This window comes from Roseovarius sp. SK2, assembly GCF_028807495.1.
Classification (GTDB): Bacteria; Pseudomonadota; Alphaproteobacteria; order Rhodobacterales; family Rhodobacteraceae; genus Roseovarius; species Roseovarius confluentis.
In genome coordinates this window covers 310,009-325,819 of record NZ_JARAMK010000002.1, presented here as the reverse complement: position 1 = coordinate 325,819, position 15,811 = coordinate 310,009, and the positions used below count along the sequence as shown (strand labels likewise).

16 protein-coding genes are annotated in these 15,811 nt (G+C 64.6%); 11 read left to right on the top strand and 5 right to left on the bottom strand.

Annotated features, from left to right (window positions below):
- Positions 1-45: 45 nt before the first annotated feature.
- From PVV74_RS05785 to PVV74_RS05770, 4 genes are read right to left on the bottom strand one after another with little or no spacing between them, the layout of a single operon-like run.
- Positions 46-525, bottom strand: a complete 480-nt coding sequence (locus PVV74_RS05785) for a DUF6505 family protein (protein WP_103762203.1) — start codon at positions 523-525, stop codon at positions 46-48.
- Positions 522-1,232: a biotin/lipoate--protein ligase family protein gene (locus PVV74_RS05780; RefSeq protein ID WP_274592562.1), complete on the bottom strand. Its 711-nt coding sequence runs from the start codon at positions 1,230-1,232 to the stop codon at positions 522-524. Before PVV74_RS05780 ends, PVV74_RS05785 begins: the two co-directional genes overlap by 4 nt.
- Positions 1,229-2,296, bottom strand: coding sequence for an iron-sulfur cluster carrier protein ApbC (gene apbC / locus PVV74_RS05775; protein ID WP_103762497.1), 1,068 nt, complete (start codon positions 2,294-2,296; stop codon positions 1,229-1,231). The genes PVV74_RS05780 and apbC overlap by 4 nt, the downstream gene beginning before the upstream one ends.
- Before the next feature lie 2 nt (positions 2,297-2,298).
- The gene (locus PVV74_RS05770; RefSeq protein ID WP_103762205.1) at positions 2,299-2,490 is read right to left on the bottom strand and encodes a DUF6494 family protein; all 192 of its coding nucleotides are present in this window, start codon (positions 2,488-2,490) and stop codon (positions 2,299-2,301) included.
- Between the two features lie 72 nt (positions 2,491-2,562).
- Here PVV74_RS05770 and PVV74_RS05765 point away from each other — a divergent pair, with 72 nt between their 5' ends.
- Complete coding sequence (locus tag PVV74_RS05765) at positions 2,563-3,315, top strand: hypothetical protein (RefSeq protein WP_274592561.1); 753 nt, start codon at positions 2,563-2,565, stop codon at positions 3,313-3,315.
- On the opposite strand, the gene PVV74_RS05760 is transcribed toward PVV74_RS05765, so the two are convergent.
- Positions 3,309-5,267 (bottom strand): 4Fe-4S binding protein, encoded by a 1,959-nt coding sequence (locus tag PVV74_RS05760; RefSeq protein ID WP_274592560.1) that lies wholly within the window; start codon positions 5,265-5,267, stop codon positions 3,309-3,311. The genes PVV74_RS05765 and PVV74_RS05760 overlap by 7 nt on opposite strands.
- 356 nt (positions 5,268-5,623) lie before the next feature.
- On the opposite strand from PVV74_RS05760, the gene PVV74_RS05755 reads away from it, so the two are divergent.
- From PVV74_RS05755 to PVV74_RS05710, 10 genes are all read left to right on the top strand, one after another.
- On the top strand, positions 5,624-6,193 hold the full coding sequence (locus PVV74_RS05755) for a DUF3305 domain-containing protein (RefSeq protein ID WP_274592559.1): 570 nt from the start codon (positions 5,624-5,626) through the stop codon (positions 6,191-6,193).
- Positions 6,190-6,828 (top strand): DUF3306 domain-containing protein, encoded by a 639-nt coding sequence (locus PVV74_RS05750; protein ID WP_274592558.1) that lies wholly within the window; start codon positions 6,190-6,192, stop codon positions 6,826-6,828. Before PVV74_RS05755 ends, PVV74_RS05750 begins: the two co-directional genes overlap by 4 nt.
- A 17-nt stretch (positions 6,829-6,845) precedes the next feature.
- Positions 6,846-7,463 (top strand): TorD/DmsD family molecular chaperone, encoded by a 618-nt coding sequence (locus PVV74_RS05745; RefSeq protein WP_274592557.1) that lies wholly within the window; start codon positions 6,846-6,848, stop codon positions 7,461-7,463.
- A 41-nt stretch (positions 7,464-7,504) separates the two neighbouring features.
- Positions 7,505-7,693: a ubiquinol-cytochrome c reductase iron-sulfur subunit N-terminal domain-containing protein gene (locus PVV74_RS05740; protein ID WP_057795128.1), complete on the top strand. Its 189-nt coding sequence runs from the start codon at positions 7,505-7,507 to the stop codon at positions 7,691-7,693.
- Positions 7,694-7,809: 116 nt separating this feature from the next.
- Positions 7,810-10,914: a formate dehydrogenase subunit alpha gene (locus PVV74_RS05735; RefSeq protein ID WP_274592556.1), complete on the top strand. Its 3,105-nt coding sequence runs from the start codon at positions 7,810-7,812 to the stop codon at positions 10,912-10,914.
- Between the two features lie 12 nt (positions 10,915-10,926).
- Entirely contained in the window at positions 10,927-11,520 is a 594-nt protein-coding gene (gene fdh3B / locus PVV74_RS05730) for a formate dehydrogenase FDH3 subunit beta (protein WP_103762212.1), read from the top strand.
- 212 nt (positions 11,521-11,732) lie between these two features.
- Positions 11,733-12,965: a formate dehydrogenase subunit gamma gene (locus PVV74_RS05725; RefSeq protein WP_274592555.1), complete on the top strand. Its 1,233-nt coding sequence runs from the start codon at positions 11,733-11,735 to the stop codon at positions 12,963-12,965.
- Positions 12,966-14,264, top strand: a complete 1,299-nt coding sequence (locus PVV74_RS05720; RefSeq protein WP_274592554.1) for a c-type cytochrome — start codon at positions 12,966-12,968, stop codon at positions 14,262-14,264.
- A 28-nt stretch (positions 14,265-14,292) separates the two neighbouring features.
- Positions 14,293-14,424, top strand: a complete 132-nt coding sequence (locus PVV74_RS05715) for a hypothetical protein (protein WP_274592553.1) — start codon at positions 14,293-14,295, stop codon at positions 14,422-14,424.
- A gap of 3 nt (positions 14,425-14,427) precedes the next feature.
- Entirely contained in the window at positions 14,428-15,810 is a 1,383-nt protein-coding gene (locus tag PVV74_RS05710; protein ID WP_274592552.1) for a sigma-54-dependent transcriptional regulator, read from the top strand.
- Position 15,811 lies beyond the last annotated feature (1 nt).

Genomic DNA, 15,811 nt, shown 5'->3' with positions numbered 1-15,811 from the left:
GCAAGGACGACGAGATATCCTGCGCGCCGCAAGCGCTCTGCCAGGTCACTCGTCGAGGCTGCCGTGAATGGCGAACTGCTCGAGCCCGGCATCCTGCGCGGCGATGGCGCGGTAGGTTTCGCGTACGCCGGCCTCGGTGAGTTCACGCGCGACCGTCAGGAGCGTGTTGGGGTCGTGCTCGTCGCACATCTCGATCATCTGGGCGATCTCGTCAGCCGCCACCGGGCGCGCGGCGTCGATGTCGGGCGCGCCGTAGACCGAGACGAAATGCTGCGCCAGCGCGTCGGTCACGGCGGCGCGTTCGGGCTCTTCGATCTGCGTGACGGCTACGAAGGTCACGCGTCCGAAGGTTTCCAGCCCCAGCCAGCCGTTCGAGAACGCCTGGCGTTGCTTGCCGCTGAGGTCAGCCTCGGACCAGTTGGAAAACTCGAACCCGCCGGAGATGCACCATTCGCCGGTGCGGGCGGGCGAGGGATAGACGCGCGTGTCGCTCTCGTCGAAGTGGATGGCGCGGGCGAGTTTCATGTCTCAGTCTCCAGCACGGTGCTGAGCGGGATCAGGCGGGTCTCGCCCCCGGTCCGCAGCAGCATTCCGAAATTTTCGTCGACGCCCATGAAGGTTCCGGTCTGGCCGTCGATGGCGATGTCTTCGCCGATGCCGTGCGCGAGGCCGCGCCATTCGGCATGCAGGGTGCGGGGGCCGTCGTCTTCCCAGCGGGTGATCCAGACCAGCGTGTGGCGCGCCCAGCCTTCCAGCAACGCCACCGGATCCACGTCGGCGCAGCCTTCCTCATAGAGCGCGGTGCGGTCGGGGGCGTCGCCCGGCACGGGATCGGTCAGCATCAATGGCAATTCCAGCCCCACCACCAGCCAGCCGGGCATGGCGGCGGGATCGGTCGTGCCGGCCATGACGCGCAGGCGGCCGCAAGCGGCGCCGTTCACGCGTAGACCGCCCGCCCATTCCAGGTGGACGGCCACTTCGGGCGGTGCAATTGCGCCGAGCGCGTTCTGAAAACCGACGCCGCACGTGGGTAGCATGGCCATGGCCTGTTCCAGCGGCACCTCGGGTGCCATGATCAGCGCCGCGGCCAGCCGGTTGGCGCCGACGTTATGAACGATGGTCCCGGCATCGCAGCCAAGGGCCGCCATGGCGCAGGCTTTCTCGAACGGGTCGATACCTGCGTCCACGCCATGCCCCCGCATCAGCGGCGGGAAGGCCGGGTCTCGCGTCATGCCACGCCCTGTGCCACCAGCGCCCGCGCGATATCACGGAAGGCCTGCGACTGCGGTGCGTCGGGCTTGGACACCACGATGGGTGCGCCGCCATCAGAGGCCATGCGGATGTCGATATGCAAGGGCACCTCGGCCAGCAGGGGCACGCCCATTTTCTGCGCCTCGGCAGCGACGCCGCCATGGCCAAAGACGTGTTCCTCGTGGCCGCAGTTGGAGCAGATATGTGTCGACATGTTTTCGATCATGCCGAGGGTCGGCACCTTAAGCTGGTTGAACATGTCGATCCCTTTGCGCGCGTCCAGCAGGGCGACGTCCTGAGGGGTGGAGACGATGATCGCGCCGTCCACTTGTGCCTTTTGCGCCAGCGTCATCTGCACGTCGCCGGTGCCGGGCGGCAGGTCGACGATCAGCACGTCAAGCGCGCCCCATTGCACCTGCATCAGCATTTGTTGCAGGGCACCCATGAGCATCGGCCCGCGCCAGACCACGGCCTGATCTTCGTTCGTCATGAGGCCCAGCGACATCATGGTGACGCCATGATTGCGCATCGGCAGGATCGTCTTGCCATCGGGCGAGGCGGGCCGTCCGGAAACGCCCAGCATCCGGGGCTGCGAAGGGCCATAGACATCGGCATCCAGCAGGCCGACGCGGCGGCCCTCGGCGGCCAGCGCACAAGCGAGGTTGGCCGAAACGGTCGACTTGCCCACGCCGCCCTTGCCGGAAGCGATGGCGATGATGTGGTCGACGCCGGGGACGCGCTGCGGGCCTTGCGGCTCGGCAGGTTTGCTTTTCGTCTGGAGGTCCGGCGGCGCCTTGGCGGAGTGTGCGGTCAGCACGGCGGACACGTCCGTCACGCCCTCCACGCCGCGCACGGCCTCCTGCGCCTCGGCCAGCACAGGCTCGTAGGCCTTTGACTTCGCGGGGTCGATCTCGAGCACGAAGCGGACGGTGCCGTCCTCGACATTAAGGCCGCGGGTCACGCCCGCCGACACGATGTCGTCGCCCGAAACCGGGTCGTTCACGTTCTTCAGCGCGGCGAGCACGCTTTCCCTTGTTGCCGTCACGTTCACCCGCCCTTGATCGTGCCGGTGACCACGTGTTCGACATCGAGACCGTCCACGGTCAGCACGACCTTGGCCTCGAACGTCTTGCCCTCGGTGCCGTCGGCGTTGCGCATGGCGTCCTCGATCGCCTGCTGCGAGGTTACGCCGACCTGCTTGAGGAACTTGCGCATGGACATGTTGAAATCGTCGCTCATTTTACTCTCCTTTTTTCAAGAGTGTTGACGCGTGGCCCGCGTGCTTCCTAGGCTTGGGCCATGCGCGGTCAAATGTTAACCCTTATTGGCGTGATTGTGGTGGTCTGTCTCGGGATGTCCACCACTGAAGGGCGCACGGCGGAGAATTTTCGCCTTGGTGCGCCGCCACCGCTGACCGAAAGCGGGTTGCTGGATTACGTGTTGCCGCGGTTTTCGCTGAAGACAGGAATAAGGGTCGAGGTCGTTGACCTCAATGAGGGCGGCGATATCCTGCTGGCGCCAGATGCCGAGGGGCCGAGGGTGTTCGACGGGCCGCAAGCGAAGTGGCGGATGCAGATCAATACGCCCAGCCACGACGGTGCGGTCGCATTTGCAGACTGGCTGACCTCCGAGATCGGCCAACGGACGGTGACCAGCTATGAGGTCGATGCCACGGCGCCGTTCGGTCTGCCGAAAGCGGACAGGCAGGAGGTGGCCGAGGTCAGTTTCGACGGGGATGCGGGTCTTGGGCACGACCTGTCGGTGGCACATTGCGCCCGGTGCCACGCGGTGAGCGAGGCAACGCGGATGAATGCCATGGCCTCGACCCCCAGTTTCGCCGTGCTGCGGGCGATGGCGGACTGGGATCGGCGCTTCCAGACATTTTATATCCTGAACCCGCACCCGGCCTTTACCCAGGTCGAGGACGTGACCGAGCCGTTTCCGATCAACCGTCCGTCGCCGATCGCCCCCTTGGAGATCACCATAGACGATTTGCAGGCCATCCTGGCCTACGTGTCCGGTGTAGAGCCGGCCGACCTTGGGGCACCGATCGAGCATCAGTGATCCCGGCGTTTCGAGAAGTAGTCGTCGGTGGTGCGGACCTGCGGGCGTTCGCCGCCCGCGAAGGGGTTGTCTTTTGAGTGAAACTGCGCCTTTACCCGGCAGTCGTCGCACATCTGGATCAGCCGCGCCGCCGACTCGTTGCCGAACATGGAGTGTTTGCCAGCCAGTTTCTCGGTGATCCGGTCGATGGTGGATTTCACGCCGAAGGGCACGCCGCATTCGATGCATTGGGCCGGTTCTTCCTCGTTCAGCACGACCTGGCCCATGGCTTCGTCCGCGAGGTTAAGGCGCGGCTCGTAGCCGATGGCGTCCTCGGGGCAGATGTTGGCGCAAAGGCCGCATTGCAGGCAGGCGTCCTCCTGGAAACGCAGCTCGGGCTTGTCGGGGTTTTCGACGAGCGCCCCGGAAGGACAGAGCGAGACGCAGGAAAGGCAGAGCGTGCAAGCGTCGGTGTCGACCAGAACGGCGCCGTAAGGGGCGTCGTCGGGCAGGGGCAGAACCGTGTCGTCGCCATGCAGCGCCTTGGCGGCAAGGCGCGTGACCTGACGGCGGCTGCCCATCGGAAGGACGGGTTCGGTCACCGGAGCCGGGCGGGCCGAGTCGGTATAAAGCGAGTCGCAAAGCGCATCGGGCTCGGCCACGTCGAGCAGGGCAATGCGGTTATCGCCCGCGATGGCTCGGGCCAGGGGGATTTCCCGGTCGAGCGCGTCGCGTTCCGTGGTGGGCGACAGCAGGATCGTCACGTCTGTGAACCCAGAGGCGAGGGCCGCCAGCATCTCGGCATGGCCGAAGCCCGAGAGCGCGGGCACTTCCAGCGGGATGACGTCGGCGGGCAGGCCGCGGGAATAGCGGGCGGCGAGGCTGATCATCTGCTGGCCGTGGCTGTCGTCGCAGACCAGCAGGCGCGGGGCGGTGCCGCCGGCCTTGCGGAAGGTCGCGGCGAGGGTCTGGATGCGCCGGAAGAGCGTGGCGGGCGCGGGCGCATCGCAGGAAATGGCGCCGGAGGGGCAAAGCGCCGAGCAGGCGCCGCAGCCCGCGCAGACCATCGGATCGACGGTGACATGCTCGCCCGCGGGGGAAATCGCGCCGGTGGGGCAGACGTCGAGGCAGTTGGTGCACCCGACCTGCTGGGCGCGGGAATGGGCGCAAAGCAGTGGTTCGACCGCCACGTAGAGCGGTTTCTCGAAGGTGCCGATCAGCTGGCTGGCCTCGAGAATGGCGTCGGCCAGGGCCGAAATGCTGCCGGGATCGGGGCGCAGGTAGCCTTCGCGTTTTTGCGGTGCGGGAAAGAGGGGTGTACCGCCGGTCAGGTCGAGGATCACGTCGCATTCCGTGTGCGCGCCGTCCCGTGGGGCGGTCCATGTCAGGGCGCCACGGCCGGACGGGTCCACCTGTTGCAGCGCGTCGATCTGGACAGAGAAGCCGCCCAAAGCGCCTGTGGCGCGTTTCAGCTTGCCGCGAATGACGTCGTATTCCGTTGGGTCGGGGGCATCGGCGTCATCTGTCATAAGAACGGTGACGCCGAGAATATCCTTGAGTTTGTCGGCGGCGGCCAGGGCCGTGTCCGCGGGGCCTATGATCAGACACAAGCCCTCGGACATGACGTCGACGGATTTGCCCGAAGGCACGTCCAGCGTCGCCTCGGCCAGGAGGGCGGCCATTTTGGGTAGTTTGCTGGCGGGGTCATCGGACCACCCGGCCCGGTCGCGCAGGTCGGTGACCGGCGGCTCGGGCGTGTCCATCTCGGCGGCCAGTTCGGCGAAGAGGCGCTGTTCCTGGCGACAGCAGAGGATGGCGTCACCCGAGGCGATGGCCTGTGCGGTGGCGTCGGTCTGGGTGGTGCAGAGGCCGGAATGAACCGCGCTGCAGGTGAGGCCCGTGGCGGCTTCGAGCGCGTCCTTGTCAAGCTCTTGCGAGCCCGCACAATTACACAGAATCAGTTGCTTAGTCATGATTTGCCCCGGCTTTCACTGGCGGGCCGCGCCGTAGTTCGGCGCGACGAGCTGATGGATTGCAATGCAGTTCTCTCCTCATGAACCTGCACGGGCCTTAGGCCCCTTTTCCGACAAGCATGGTCAGGAATTGGGGGCATTTGGCCTGCGATTCTTCTGCCCTTCGCGACGCTGTTGCAAGCAGGAAACCTGAGCATTTTTCTCGTCCGGTCATTCTGTCCGTCACCCTTCCAAAATCGGTCTATGGCTACCCAAATTGTCCAGATTTGCGTTCCGTCCACAATTGCATGCTTTTTTTCTTTGAGGCGCCGGTGCAGTTGGCACAGGATGAGACCACGGGAGGATACCAGCCACACATGATCCATAATCCGGACATGTACGCCACTATGCCTTTGGGGATCGTCATGCGCCGCACGCCGGGCGTGACGCGCTGGGCTGCGTGGGCGTGGAAGGCCGTGGCGGTTCTGCCGGGGGCCGGCTCGGCCGCGTGGCGCGTGCTGCGCGAAGAAGGCGATGTCACCGAGTATCATGCCGCGACCATGACGCTGGAGCTGCACGGGGCGGAAACCGAAAGCTACCTGCACGGTCTGTCGGCGCAGGTGCCCTCGGTCTACGCGGTGTTCCGCAAGACCGGCTCGGGAGAGTGCCCGCTGGAGGCGGTGCTGGTCACGGCCTCGCCCTACGAGGCGCAGGATTACGAGGATAACGGCGAGGATATCGTCGAGAAGATCCCGATGCCCGAAGGGCTGATCGCCTGGGTGCGTGATTTCGCGCACGCCTACCACACCGAAGAGGAATTCAAGAAACGCCGCCGGGACCGGGTGAAGGTCGATGCGCATGTGGACGGGATCGGCGACCCACGGATCGTCCAGCAGCGTGACATCTACCGTTCGCCCACGCTGCGGCGGAAAGGGCGAATGCAATGAGCGCACGCGAGGATTTCTGGTCGCGCCGCAAGGCCCGAGTTGCGGCGGAGGATGCCGCCGAAGTCGAGGCGCGCGAAGAGGCGCAGCGGGCAGAAGCGCGCGCATCGCTTGAAGAGAAAAGCGATGCCGAGGTGCTGGAATTGCTTGGCCTGCCCGATCCCGACACGATGAACGGTGGCGATGATTTCAGCGCCTTCATGGCCGAGGCGGTACCGGACCGCATCCGCCGCTGGGCGCTGCGGCGGCTGTGGGGCACTAACCCGGCATTGGCCAACCTGGACGGGCTGTTGGATTACGGCGAGGACTTTACCGACAAGACGATGGTGATCGAGAACATGCAGACCGCCTATCAGGTGGGCAAGGGCATGCTGACCCATGTGCAGAAGCTGGCCCGAGAGGCCGAGGCGCTGAGCGCGTTGACCGATACCGAGACCGAGGCCGAGAATGAGGCCGGCACCGACGCTGTGGAACCGGATGTCGAAGAACAGGGCGAAGAGACGGACCCGCCCGAGTTGGCCGAGGCCGCGCCGGTCTACAGTTATGAGACCGCCACAGAAGAGGCGGACGCGTGGGCCGCCCCGCCGCGCCGCCGGATGCAGTTCACCTTCAATGACACGGCGGAGCCGAGCAAATGAGCAAGCAGGAGACGGTCATGACCACAGAGTCACGTGCCCAGATCGCGGAGGAGGACCGGCTGCGCGCCGATCTTTACGATTTCCTGGGCGTGTTGCTGGCGGCCCCGCCGTCCGAGGCCCTGCTGTCGCAAACGGCCAGTCTATCGGGCGACAATGAAACTGACCTTGGCGTTGCCGTCGCGGCGCTGTCGCGGATCGCCAAGCACACCAAGCCGCAGGCGGTGGAGCGCGAGTTCAACGCGCTTTTCATCGGTCTGGGGCGCGGCGAGCTTTTGCCCTATGCCAGTTACTACCTGACCGGGTTCCTGAACGAGAAGCCGCTGGCGAGCCTACGGCGGGACATGGCGGCGCGGGGCATGACCCGGGCGCAGAACGTCTATGAGCCCGAGGACAACATCGCGTCGTTGATGGAGATGATGGGCGGGCTGATCACCGGGCGGTTCGGCAAGCCGGCAAGCCTGAGTGATCAGAAGACGTTCTTTAACACGCATATCGGCCCATGGGCCGGTCACTTTTTCACGGATTTGGAGGCCGCGAAGAACTCGGTTCTCTATGCCTCGGTCGGCGCTGTCGGCCGGGTGTTCATGGAGATCGAGGCGGAAGGTTTCCGGATGAGCGCGGAGGGATCCGCATGAACCGGCAGGGCGACCTGTCAACACCAGAGAGGAGGACTCTCATGAGCGAGAAAACGCAAGGCAACAGCCGTCGCGATTTTCTGAAAATGGCCGCCGCAGGCGCGCCCGCGGTCGCGGTCGCAACGGCAGCCAGCACCGGCACTGCCGAAGCGGCGGAACCGGACCTGTCATCGGACAAGATGCAGGACACCGCGCACACGCGCGCATACTTCGATAGCGCCCGGTTCTGACGAACCGGACGTGATCACTTGACCTGCCGGCGACTGGTTGCGGGACGCCCGACTGTCGGTGGATAACCTTAGTACCCAGCAATCCCAATCGGGAACGCTCGGGAGGAGAGAGAAACATGCTTAGGAAAAAGACCAACGGGGTTGCGCGACGCCCCCAGCGGACAAGTATCCTGTCTGAGGTCGGGGGAAAGACCATCGACCGCCGCGCGTTCTTGCGCGGTTCTGGCCTGGCCATCGGTGGCCTGGCCGCGATCGGCGCAACGGGGGGCAGTGTCACCCGGGCCAACGCGCAATCGTCCGCAGCGGCGGCGGTTGAGACAGTCAAATCGGTTTGCACGCACTGCTCGGTCGGCTGCACGGTCGTGGCCGAGGTGAGCGACGGCGTCTGGGTGGGCCAGGAGCCCGGCTGGGACAGCCCGTTCAACCTGGGTGCCCACTGTGCAAAGGGCGCCTCGGTGCGTGAGCACGCCCATGGCGAGCGCCGCCTGAAATACCCGATGAAGAAAGAGGGTGGCGAGTGGAAGCGCATCAGCTGGGAACAGGCGATCAACGAGATCGGCGACGGCATGATGAATATCCGGGAAGAAAGCGGCCCGGACAGCGTCTACTGGCTGGGCTCTGCCAAGCATAACAACGAACAGGCCTACCTGTTCCGCAAGTTCGCCGCCTACTGGGGCACGAACAACGTGGATCACCAGGCCCGTATCTGTCACTCGACGACCGTGGCCGGTGTTGCCAACACCTGGGGCTATGGCGCGATGACCAACAGCTACAACGACATCCACAATTCCCAGGCGATCTTCATCATCGGCGGCAACCCGGCGGAGGCACACCCCGTCAGCCTGCTGCACGTGCTGAAGGCCAAGGAACAGAACAACGCGCCGCTGATCGTGTGCGACCCGCGCTTCACGCGCACGGCGGCGCATGCCGATGAGTACGTCCGGTTCCGTCCGGGCAGCGACGTGGCGCTGGTCTGGGGTATCCTGTGGCACATCTTCGAGAACGGGTGGGAAGACAAGGAATTCATCCGCACCCGCGTCTGGGGGATGGACCAGATCAGGGACGAAGTGTCCAAGTGGACGCCAGAGGAAGTGGAACGTGTGACCGGCACACCCGGCAGCCAGCTTGAGCGGGTTGCACGGACGCTGGCCAACAACCGCCCCGGCACCGTGATCTGGTGCATGGGTGGCACGCAGCACACCAACGGCAACAACAACACCCGCGCCTACTGCATCCTGCAACTGGCCCTTGGCAACATGGGCACGTCGGGCGGCGGCACCAACATCTTCCGCGGTCACGACAACGTTCAGGGCGCGACGGACCTTGGTGTTCTGAGCCATACGCTGCCGGGCTATTACGGCCTGTCGGCTGGCGCATGGGGCCACTGGGCCCGTGTCTGGGGTGAAGACCCCGAGTGGCTGGCCAGCCAGTTCGTCACGACCAAGACCAAGGACGGCAAGGACACGAGCCTGCAGAACCTGTCGGGCATCCCCGTCAGCCGCTGGATCGACGGCGTGCTGGAAGACCCCGAGAACATGGACAACCCCAACAAGGTGCGTGCCATGGTCCTGTGGGGCCACGCGCCGAACTCTCAGACTCGAATGACGGAAATGAAGACCGCGATGGAGCAGCTCGATATGCTGGTCGTGGTCGACCCGTATCCGACCGTTTCGGCCGTGCTGCATGACCGGACCGACGGTGTTTACCTGCTGCCGGCCTGTACGCAGTTCGAGACCTATGGCTCGGTCACCGCATCGAACCGCTCGATCCAGTGGCGGGAAAAGGTGGTCGATCCGCTCTTCGAGTCGAAAACCGACCACGAGATCATCGGCCTTTTCGCACAGAAGTTCGGCTTCCACGATCGGATGTTCCGCAATATCGGCATCGAAGATGACGGCGTGACGCCGAACATCGAGGACACGCTGCGCGAGATCAATCGCGGCATGTGGACGATCGGCTACACGGGGCAATCGCCCGAACGGCTGAAGATGCACATGGAGAACCAGCACACCTTCGACCGTACCACGTTGAAGGCGGTTGGCGGTCCGGCTGATGGCGACTATTACGGTCTGCCGTGGCCAAGCTGGGGCACACCGGAGATGAAGCACCCCGGTACGCCGAACCTCTATGACATGTCCAAGCCGGTGGCCGAGGGTGGTCTGACCTTCCGCGCGCGTTTCGGAGTGGAGCGGGACGGTGACAACCTGCTGGCCGAGGGCGTCTACAGCGTCGGCTCGGAAATCCAGGACGGGTATCCCGAGTTCACCTACCAGATGCTTGTCGACCTGGGTTGGGACAGTGACCTGACCGAGGAAGAGAAGCGCGTCATGGGCCGCGTGGCCGGCGTCGAGGGCATCGACGAGGACGCGTCGGTGGGCAACCAGGACGACGGCGAGGAAGCACAGAACGCGACCGAGGGCGACCAGACCGAGGAGGTGCAGGACACCGCCGAAGGTCAAAATCTGTCGCAGCCCAATGGCGAGCAGGGCTCTGACGAAGAGGTCGGTGAACAGGCGATGTCGCCGTTCCCGTCGGACTTCAACGAGAAGGTTTCGGCCGTCAACTGGAAGACCGACCTGTCGGGCGGTATCCAGCGGGTCGCGATCGCGCATGGCTGTGCGCCCTTTGGCAACGCCAAGGCCCGTGCCGTCGTGTGGACCTTCCCCGACCCGGTGCCGCTGCACCGCGAGCCGCTCTATACCTCGCGGCGCGATCTGGTCGAGGACTATCCGACCTACGAGGACCGGCATGCGTATCGCCTGCCGACGCTTTACGCCTCGATCCAGAAGAACGACTTTTCGAAGGACTTCCCGATTGTCCTGACATCCGGTCGTCTGGTCGAGTACGAAGGCGGCGGCGACGAGACGCGGTCGAACCCGTGGCTGGCCGAGCTGCAACAGGACATGTTCGTGGAAATCAACCCGCGTGACGCCAACAACCTTGGTGTGCGGGATGGCGAGCAGGTCTGGGTCGAAGGGCCCGAAGGCGGCAAGGTCAAGGTCATGGCCATGGTGACAAACCGGGTGGGCGAAGGCGTGGCCTTCATGCCGTTCCACTTTGGCGGTCACTTCCAGGGGGAGGACCAGCGGAGCAAGTATCCCGATGGCGCCGACCCCTATGTCCTGGGTGAATCCACCAACACCGCCCAGACATACGGCTACGACTCGGTAACCCAGATGCAGGAGACGAAGGCGACTCTCTGCAAGATCTCAGCAGCATAAGGAGAAGATGGAATGGCTAGAGCTAAATTCCTGTGTGACGCCGAACGCTGCATCGAGTGCAACGCCTGCGTGACCGCGTGTAAGAACGAGCATGAGGTGCCGTGGGGCATCAACCGGCGCCGCGTGGTGACCATCGAGGATGGCAACCCCGGTGAACGCTCGATCTCGGTGGCCTGCATGCATTGTTCCGATGCGCCGTGCATGGCGGTCTGTCCGGTAGACTGTTTCTACCAGAGCGAGGAAGGCGTCGTTCTTCACTCCAAGGACCTGTGTATCGGTTGCGGCTATTGCTTCTACGCGTGCCCGTTCGGCGCGCCGCAATTCCCGCAGGCCGGCAACTTCGGATCGCGCGGCAAGATGGACAAATGTACCTTCTGCGCCGGTGGTCCTGAAGAGAACAACAGCCAGGCCGAGTTCAACAAGTACGGACGCAACCGGATCGCGGAAGGCAAGCTGCCTATCTGCGCCGAGATGTGTTCGACCAAGGCGCTGCTGGCCGGCGACGGGGACGTGGTCGCGAATATCTATCGCGAGCGTGTCGTTTCACGTGGCTTCGGCTCGGGTGCCTGGGGTTGGGGCACGGCGTATGACCAGAAGGGCGGCTGATCGCCTTTCGACGTCACCTTGAGACCAAGCGAAAGAGGCGGGTGTGTCCCGCCTCTTTCAGCCCGTCCCGGAAGAGGGAATGCCGAGAGTATCTTGAGAAACGCACTTTGACCCGCGTGGCGGCACGCCGCAAAGTCCGTTTCCCAGAATATTCGCAATGCACCGCGTAGAGGTGAGGCCCGCGAAACCGGGCAGGGTAGAAAGGAAAAGACATGCACAAGCTGTTGCTGATTTGTCTTCTGAGCGTGACGATGCTGGCCGCTCCGGGCGTGCAGGCGCAGGAGGCAGGCGAGTTGACCGCGCCCGAGGCCACGCAGACCGACCGTTCGGCCACGGGCGGCGCGCAGACGTTGGAAGATATCCTGGCCCGGCAGCGGGGCGAAGAGGTGCCGGACCGCGCACGTGCGGGCGAAGACCCCGACAGCGCGGGTGCCATGGTAGGACAGCTGGGGTCGTTGGGCGGCGCCTCGGATTCCGACGTGTGGAGCGCGTTGCGCTACGGGACCGCTGACGTGACCGTGTCATCGGGAGGCGCGCCGTCCCGGGTTTTGATCCAGGACAATGGCATGTGGTGGCTGAATTTCCGCCAAGGGCCGCTGATCAAGTATGGCGGCTGGCTGCTCTTGGGGACGATCGCGCTCTTGGCGCTGTTCTTCCTGATCCGGGGCCGCATCCGCATCGACGGCGAAAAGACGGGGCGCACGGTCACGCGCTTCAAGTTTGTCGAGCGGTTCGCGCATTGGCTGATGGGCGGCTCTTTTATTCTTCTGGCGATCACTGGCCTGCTTGTGCTGATGGGGCGCAAGTTCATCATCCCGGCCTTCGGGCACGAGGCCTTCGCGACAGCCGCCGTGGCCTCGAAATGGATTCACAACAATGTCAGCTGGGCCTTCATGCTGGGCCTGATCCTGGCCTTCATCTTTTGGGTCGTCCATAACATCCCGAACAAGACCGACCTGAAATGGATCGCCGTGGGCGGCGGCATGTTCAAGAAAGGCGTCCACCCGCCAGCCAAGAAATTCAACGCCGGCCAGAAGCTTATCTTCTGGTCGGTGATGATCCTCGGCGCGTCGATATCGGTGTCGGGTCTGTCGCTGCTGTTCCCGTTCGAGTTGCCGATGTTTGCCAAGACATTCGTCATCCTGAATGACATGGGCCTGCCGCAGGCATTGGGCTTCGGCGCCCTTCCCGAGCAGTTGGCGCCCCATGAAGAGATGCAATACTCGCAATTGTGGCATGCCATCGTCAGTTTCGTGCTGATGGCCATCGTGATCGCGCATATCTATATCGGCTCGGTCGGGATGGAAGGCGCCTCGGACGCGATGGTCAGTGGCGAGGTCGAGGAACAGTGGGCGCGCGAGCACCACAGCCTGTGGCTCGACGAGGTGAAGCAGCGCGAGGACGAGCCGAAACCGGCCAACACCGCGACGACACCCGCCGAATAGATGCGCAGCCTGGTGCTGGCATGTGCGGGCCTGCTCGCCGTCGGTGCGCCGGCGGCGGCGCAGGAGTTTACCACGCTGAAAGGGCATGGCGGGCCGGTCATGGGGATTGACGTGAGTCCCGAGACTGGTCAGGTCGCCACGGCCAGCTTCGACAATTCCGTGGGCCTGTGGAAGGGCCGCGCGCCGCGCTGGCTGGAAGGGCATGACGCAGCGGTGATTACGGTGCGGTTCCTCGATGAACATACGGCAGCCTCGGGCGGCGACGATTTCGACGTGATCCTGTGGTCGTTGCCGGACGGCGCGGCGACGCGGCTGGAAGGCCACGAGGGCAAGGTCGCCGAGATCGCGCTGTCGCCGGATGGCGAAACGCTTGCGACGGCCAGTTGGGACGGTTCGATCGGGCTGTGGTCCCGCGACCGAGGTGCGGCGCGGTTCCTCAAGGGGCACAATGCGTCGGTCAGTGACGTGACGTTCAGCAAGGACGGCACACGGCTTTATTCCGCTTCCGCAGACGGGACGATCCGCGTGTGGCAGGTAGAAGAACCGGACGGAGCGCCACGTGTGGTGGTGAATGCGGGCTTCGGGGTGAACCGGCTTGTCCTTGACCCGGACGACCAATGGCTGGCGTACGGCGCGGTCGATGGCGTGACGCGGGTCGTGGACCCGATGTCGGGTGAGACGATCCGGGATTTCTCGCTCGATCGGCGGCCGATCCTTTCGATGGCCTATCACGCGGCCAGCGGGCAGTTGGCCGTGGGCGACGGGCACGGGTTCATCATGATGATCGACACCGAGGGCTGGCAAATCGTGCGGGATTTCCGCGCCATGCGGCAGGGACCGGTCTGGGCACTGGATTTCTCGCCCGATGGCACGATGATATACGCGGGCGGGATCGAGGACGTGGCCTTTGGATGGCCCGTGGCGGACCTTGACGCGTTCGATCCGGCGGGCAGCACGCAGCGCAGCTTCCTGCGCGACCCCGAGGCGATGTCGAATGGAGAGCGGCAGTTCATGCGCAAATGCTCGATTTGTCACGCGCTGACCCCGCCGCCGTCTCGCAAGGCGGGGCCGTCGCTGCATGGTCTCTTCGGACGACAGGCAGGCAAGGTGCCGGACTACCCTTATTCGGAGATCCTGGACGGGTCTGATATCGTCTGGACCGACGAGACCATAGATGCGCTTTTCGACATCGGCCCGGATCACTATATTCCGGGATCCAAGATGCCGATGCAGCGCATCACCGCCAAGCAGGACCGGCAGGACCTGATCGATTACCTGCGCGAGGCCACGAAGCCGTGAACTGCGCATTGAAAGGGAGAACGGAGAAATGAAAGCGATGCTTTCCGCGTTTGCCGCCACGGCCATCATCGCCGTGGTCGCGTGGTACGGGCTGCACGAGGCGGGATTCTCTGCCGGTGAGCGCAATTCCGGGGAGTCGGTGCGGCTGGGAGACGAGTAAGGCATGTCGAAGCCCGTCGCCGCGCCAGCGCCCGGAGACCCGTCCGAAAAGGCGCGGGACGATTACGGCGAGAACCTGCAATTCGCCTCGGTTCTGGTGATCGACGACGAGCCGGGGATGCGAAACTTCCTGACCAAGATCCTTGAGCCGCGGGTCAAGCGGGTCGAGCAGGCGCGGTCGGCCGAACAGGCGGCGGAGATCCTTGACCTTGCGCATTTCGATCTGGTGATCCTGGACAACGTCATGCCGGGCAAGACCGGGTTGGACTGGCTGTCAGAGCAGCGACGCGTGGGGCTGTTCGCCGACACGATCATGATTACGGCCTATGCCGATCTGGACACGGCGATACGGGCGTTGCGGACGGGCGTGGCGGATTTCGTCCTGAAGCCGTTTCGCGCCAACCAGATCCTGAACGCGGTCGCCCGCGCGCTGGACCGCAAGTACCTGCGGCGCGAGAACTTTCTGCTGAAGCACGAGTTGAGCGAGGGCGGGCAGGCGGTGCGCGGGCGTCTGTTGGGCAATTCGCCGGCGATCCAGCAGGTTCGCGAAGTCCTGGCCAAACTGGCGCCGACTCCGGCCTCGGTCCTGTTCACCGGGGCCAGCGGCACGGGCAAGGAGATCGCCGCGCGGACGCTGCACGCCATGTCGGACCGCGCCAGCGAGCCCTTCGTCGCGGTCAATTGTGCCGCGGTGTCGCCCGACCATATCGCGGAGGAGCTCTTTGGCGTCGTCGAGGGACGCGACCGCACGCGCGACGGGCTGTTCCTGCATGCCGATGGCGGTACACTGTTCTTGGACGAGGTGGCGCAGCTGCCGGAACAGGTGCAGGCAGGTCTGTTGCGGGTATTGGAGGATCGTAAGATCCGACCCTTGGGGGCCGAGCGCGAGATCCCTCTGAACCTGCGGTTTTTCTTTGCCACCAACGCCGATTTGCAAGCCGAGGTCGATGCGGGCCGGTTCCGTGCGGACCTGTATCACCGCATCAACGTCGTGAACGTGGACATGCCGCCGCTGGCCGACCGCAGCGAGGATATCGTGGAACTGGCCGCGTTGTTCATGAGCGAGTTTTCCCGCGCGCTCGCGTTGCCCACGCTGGATCTGAACGAGGAAATCCTGCTGAAGCTGAGCCGCTACGACTGGCCCGGCAACGTGCGCGAGCTGCGCAACCTTGTCGAGCGGTCGGTGATCCTTGGCCAGTTCCCGGAAGAGTTCGCGGGCCATGGCACGGTGACCGGGCAGGAGGCGATCGAGACCTTGGCGCTGGTGGAGCAGCGGCACATCATGAGCGTGCTGGACGCCTGCGACGGCAACCGGGCCGAGGCGGCGCGGCGTCTGGGTGTCAGCCGCAAGACGGTGGACCGGAAATGCGCCGCGTGGGATATTTGAC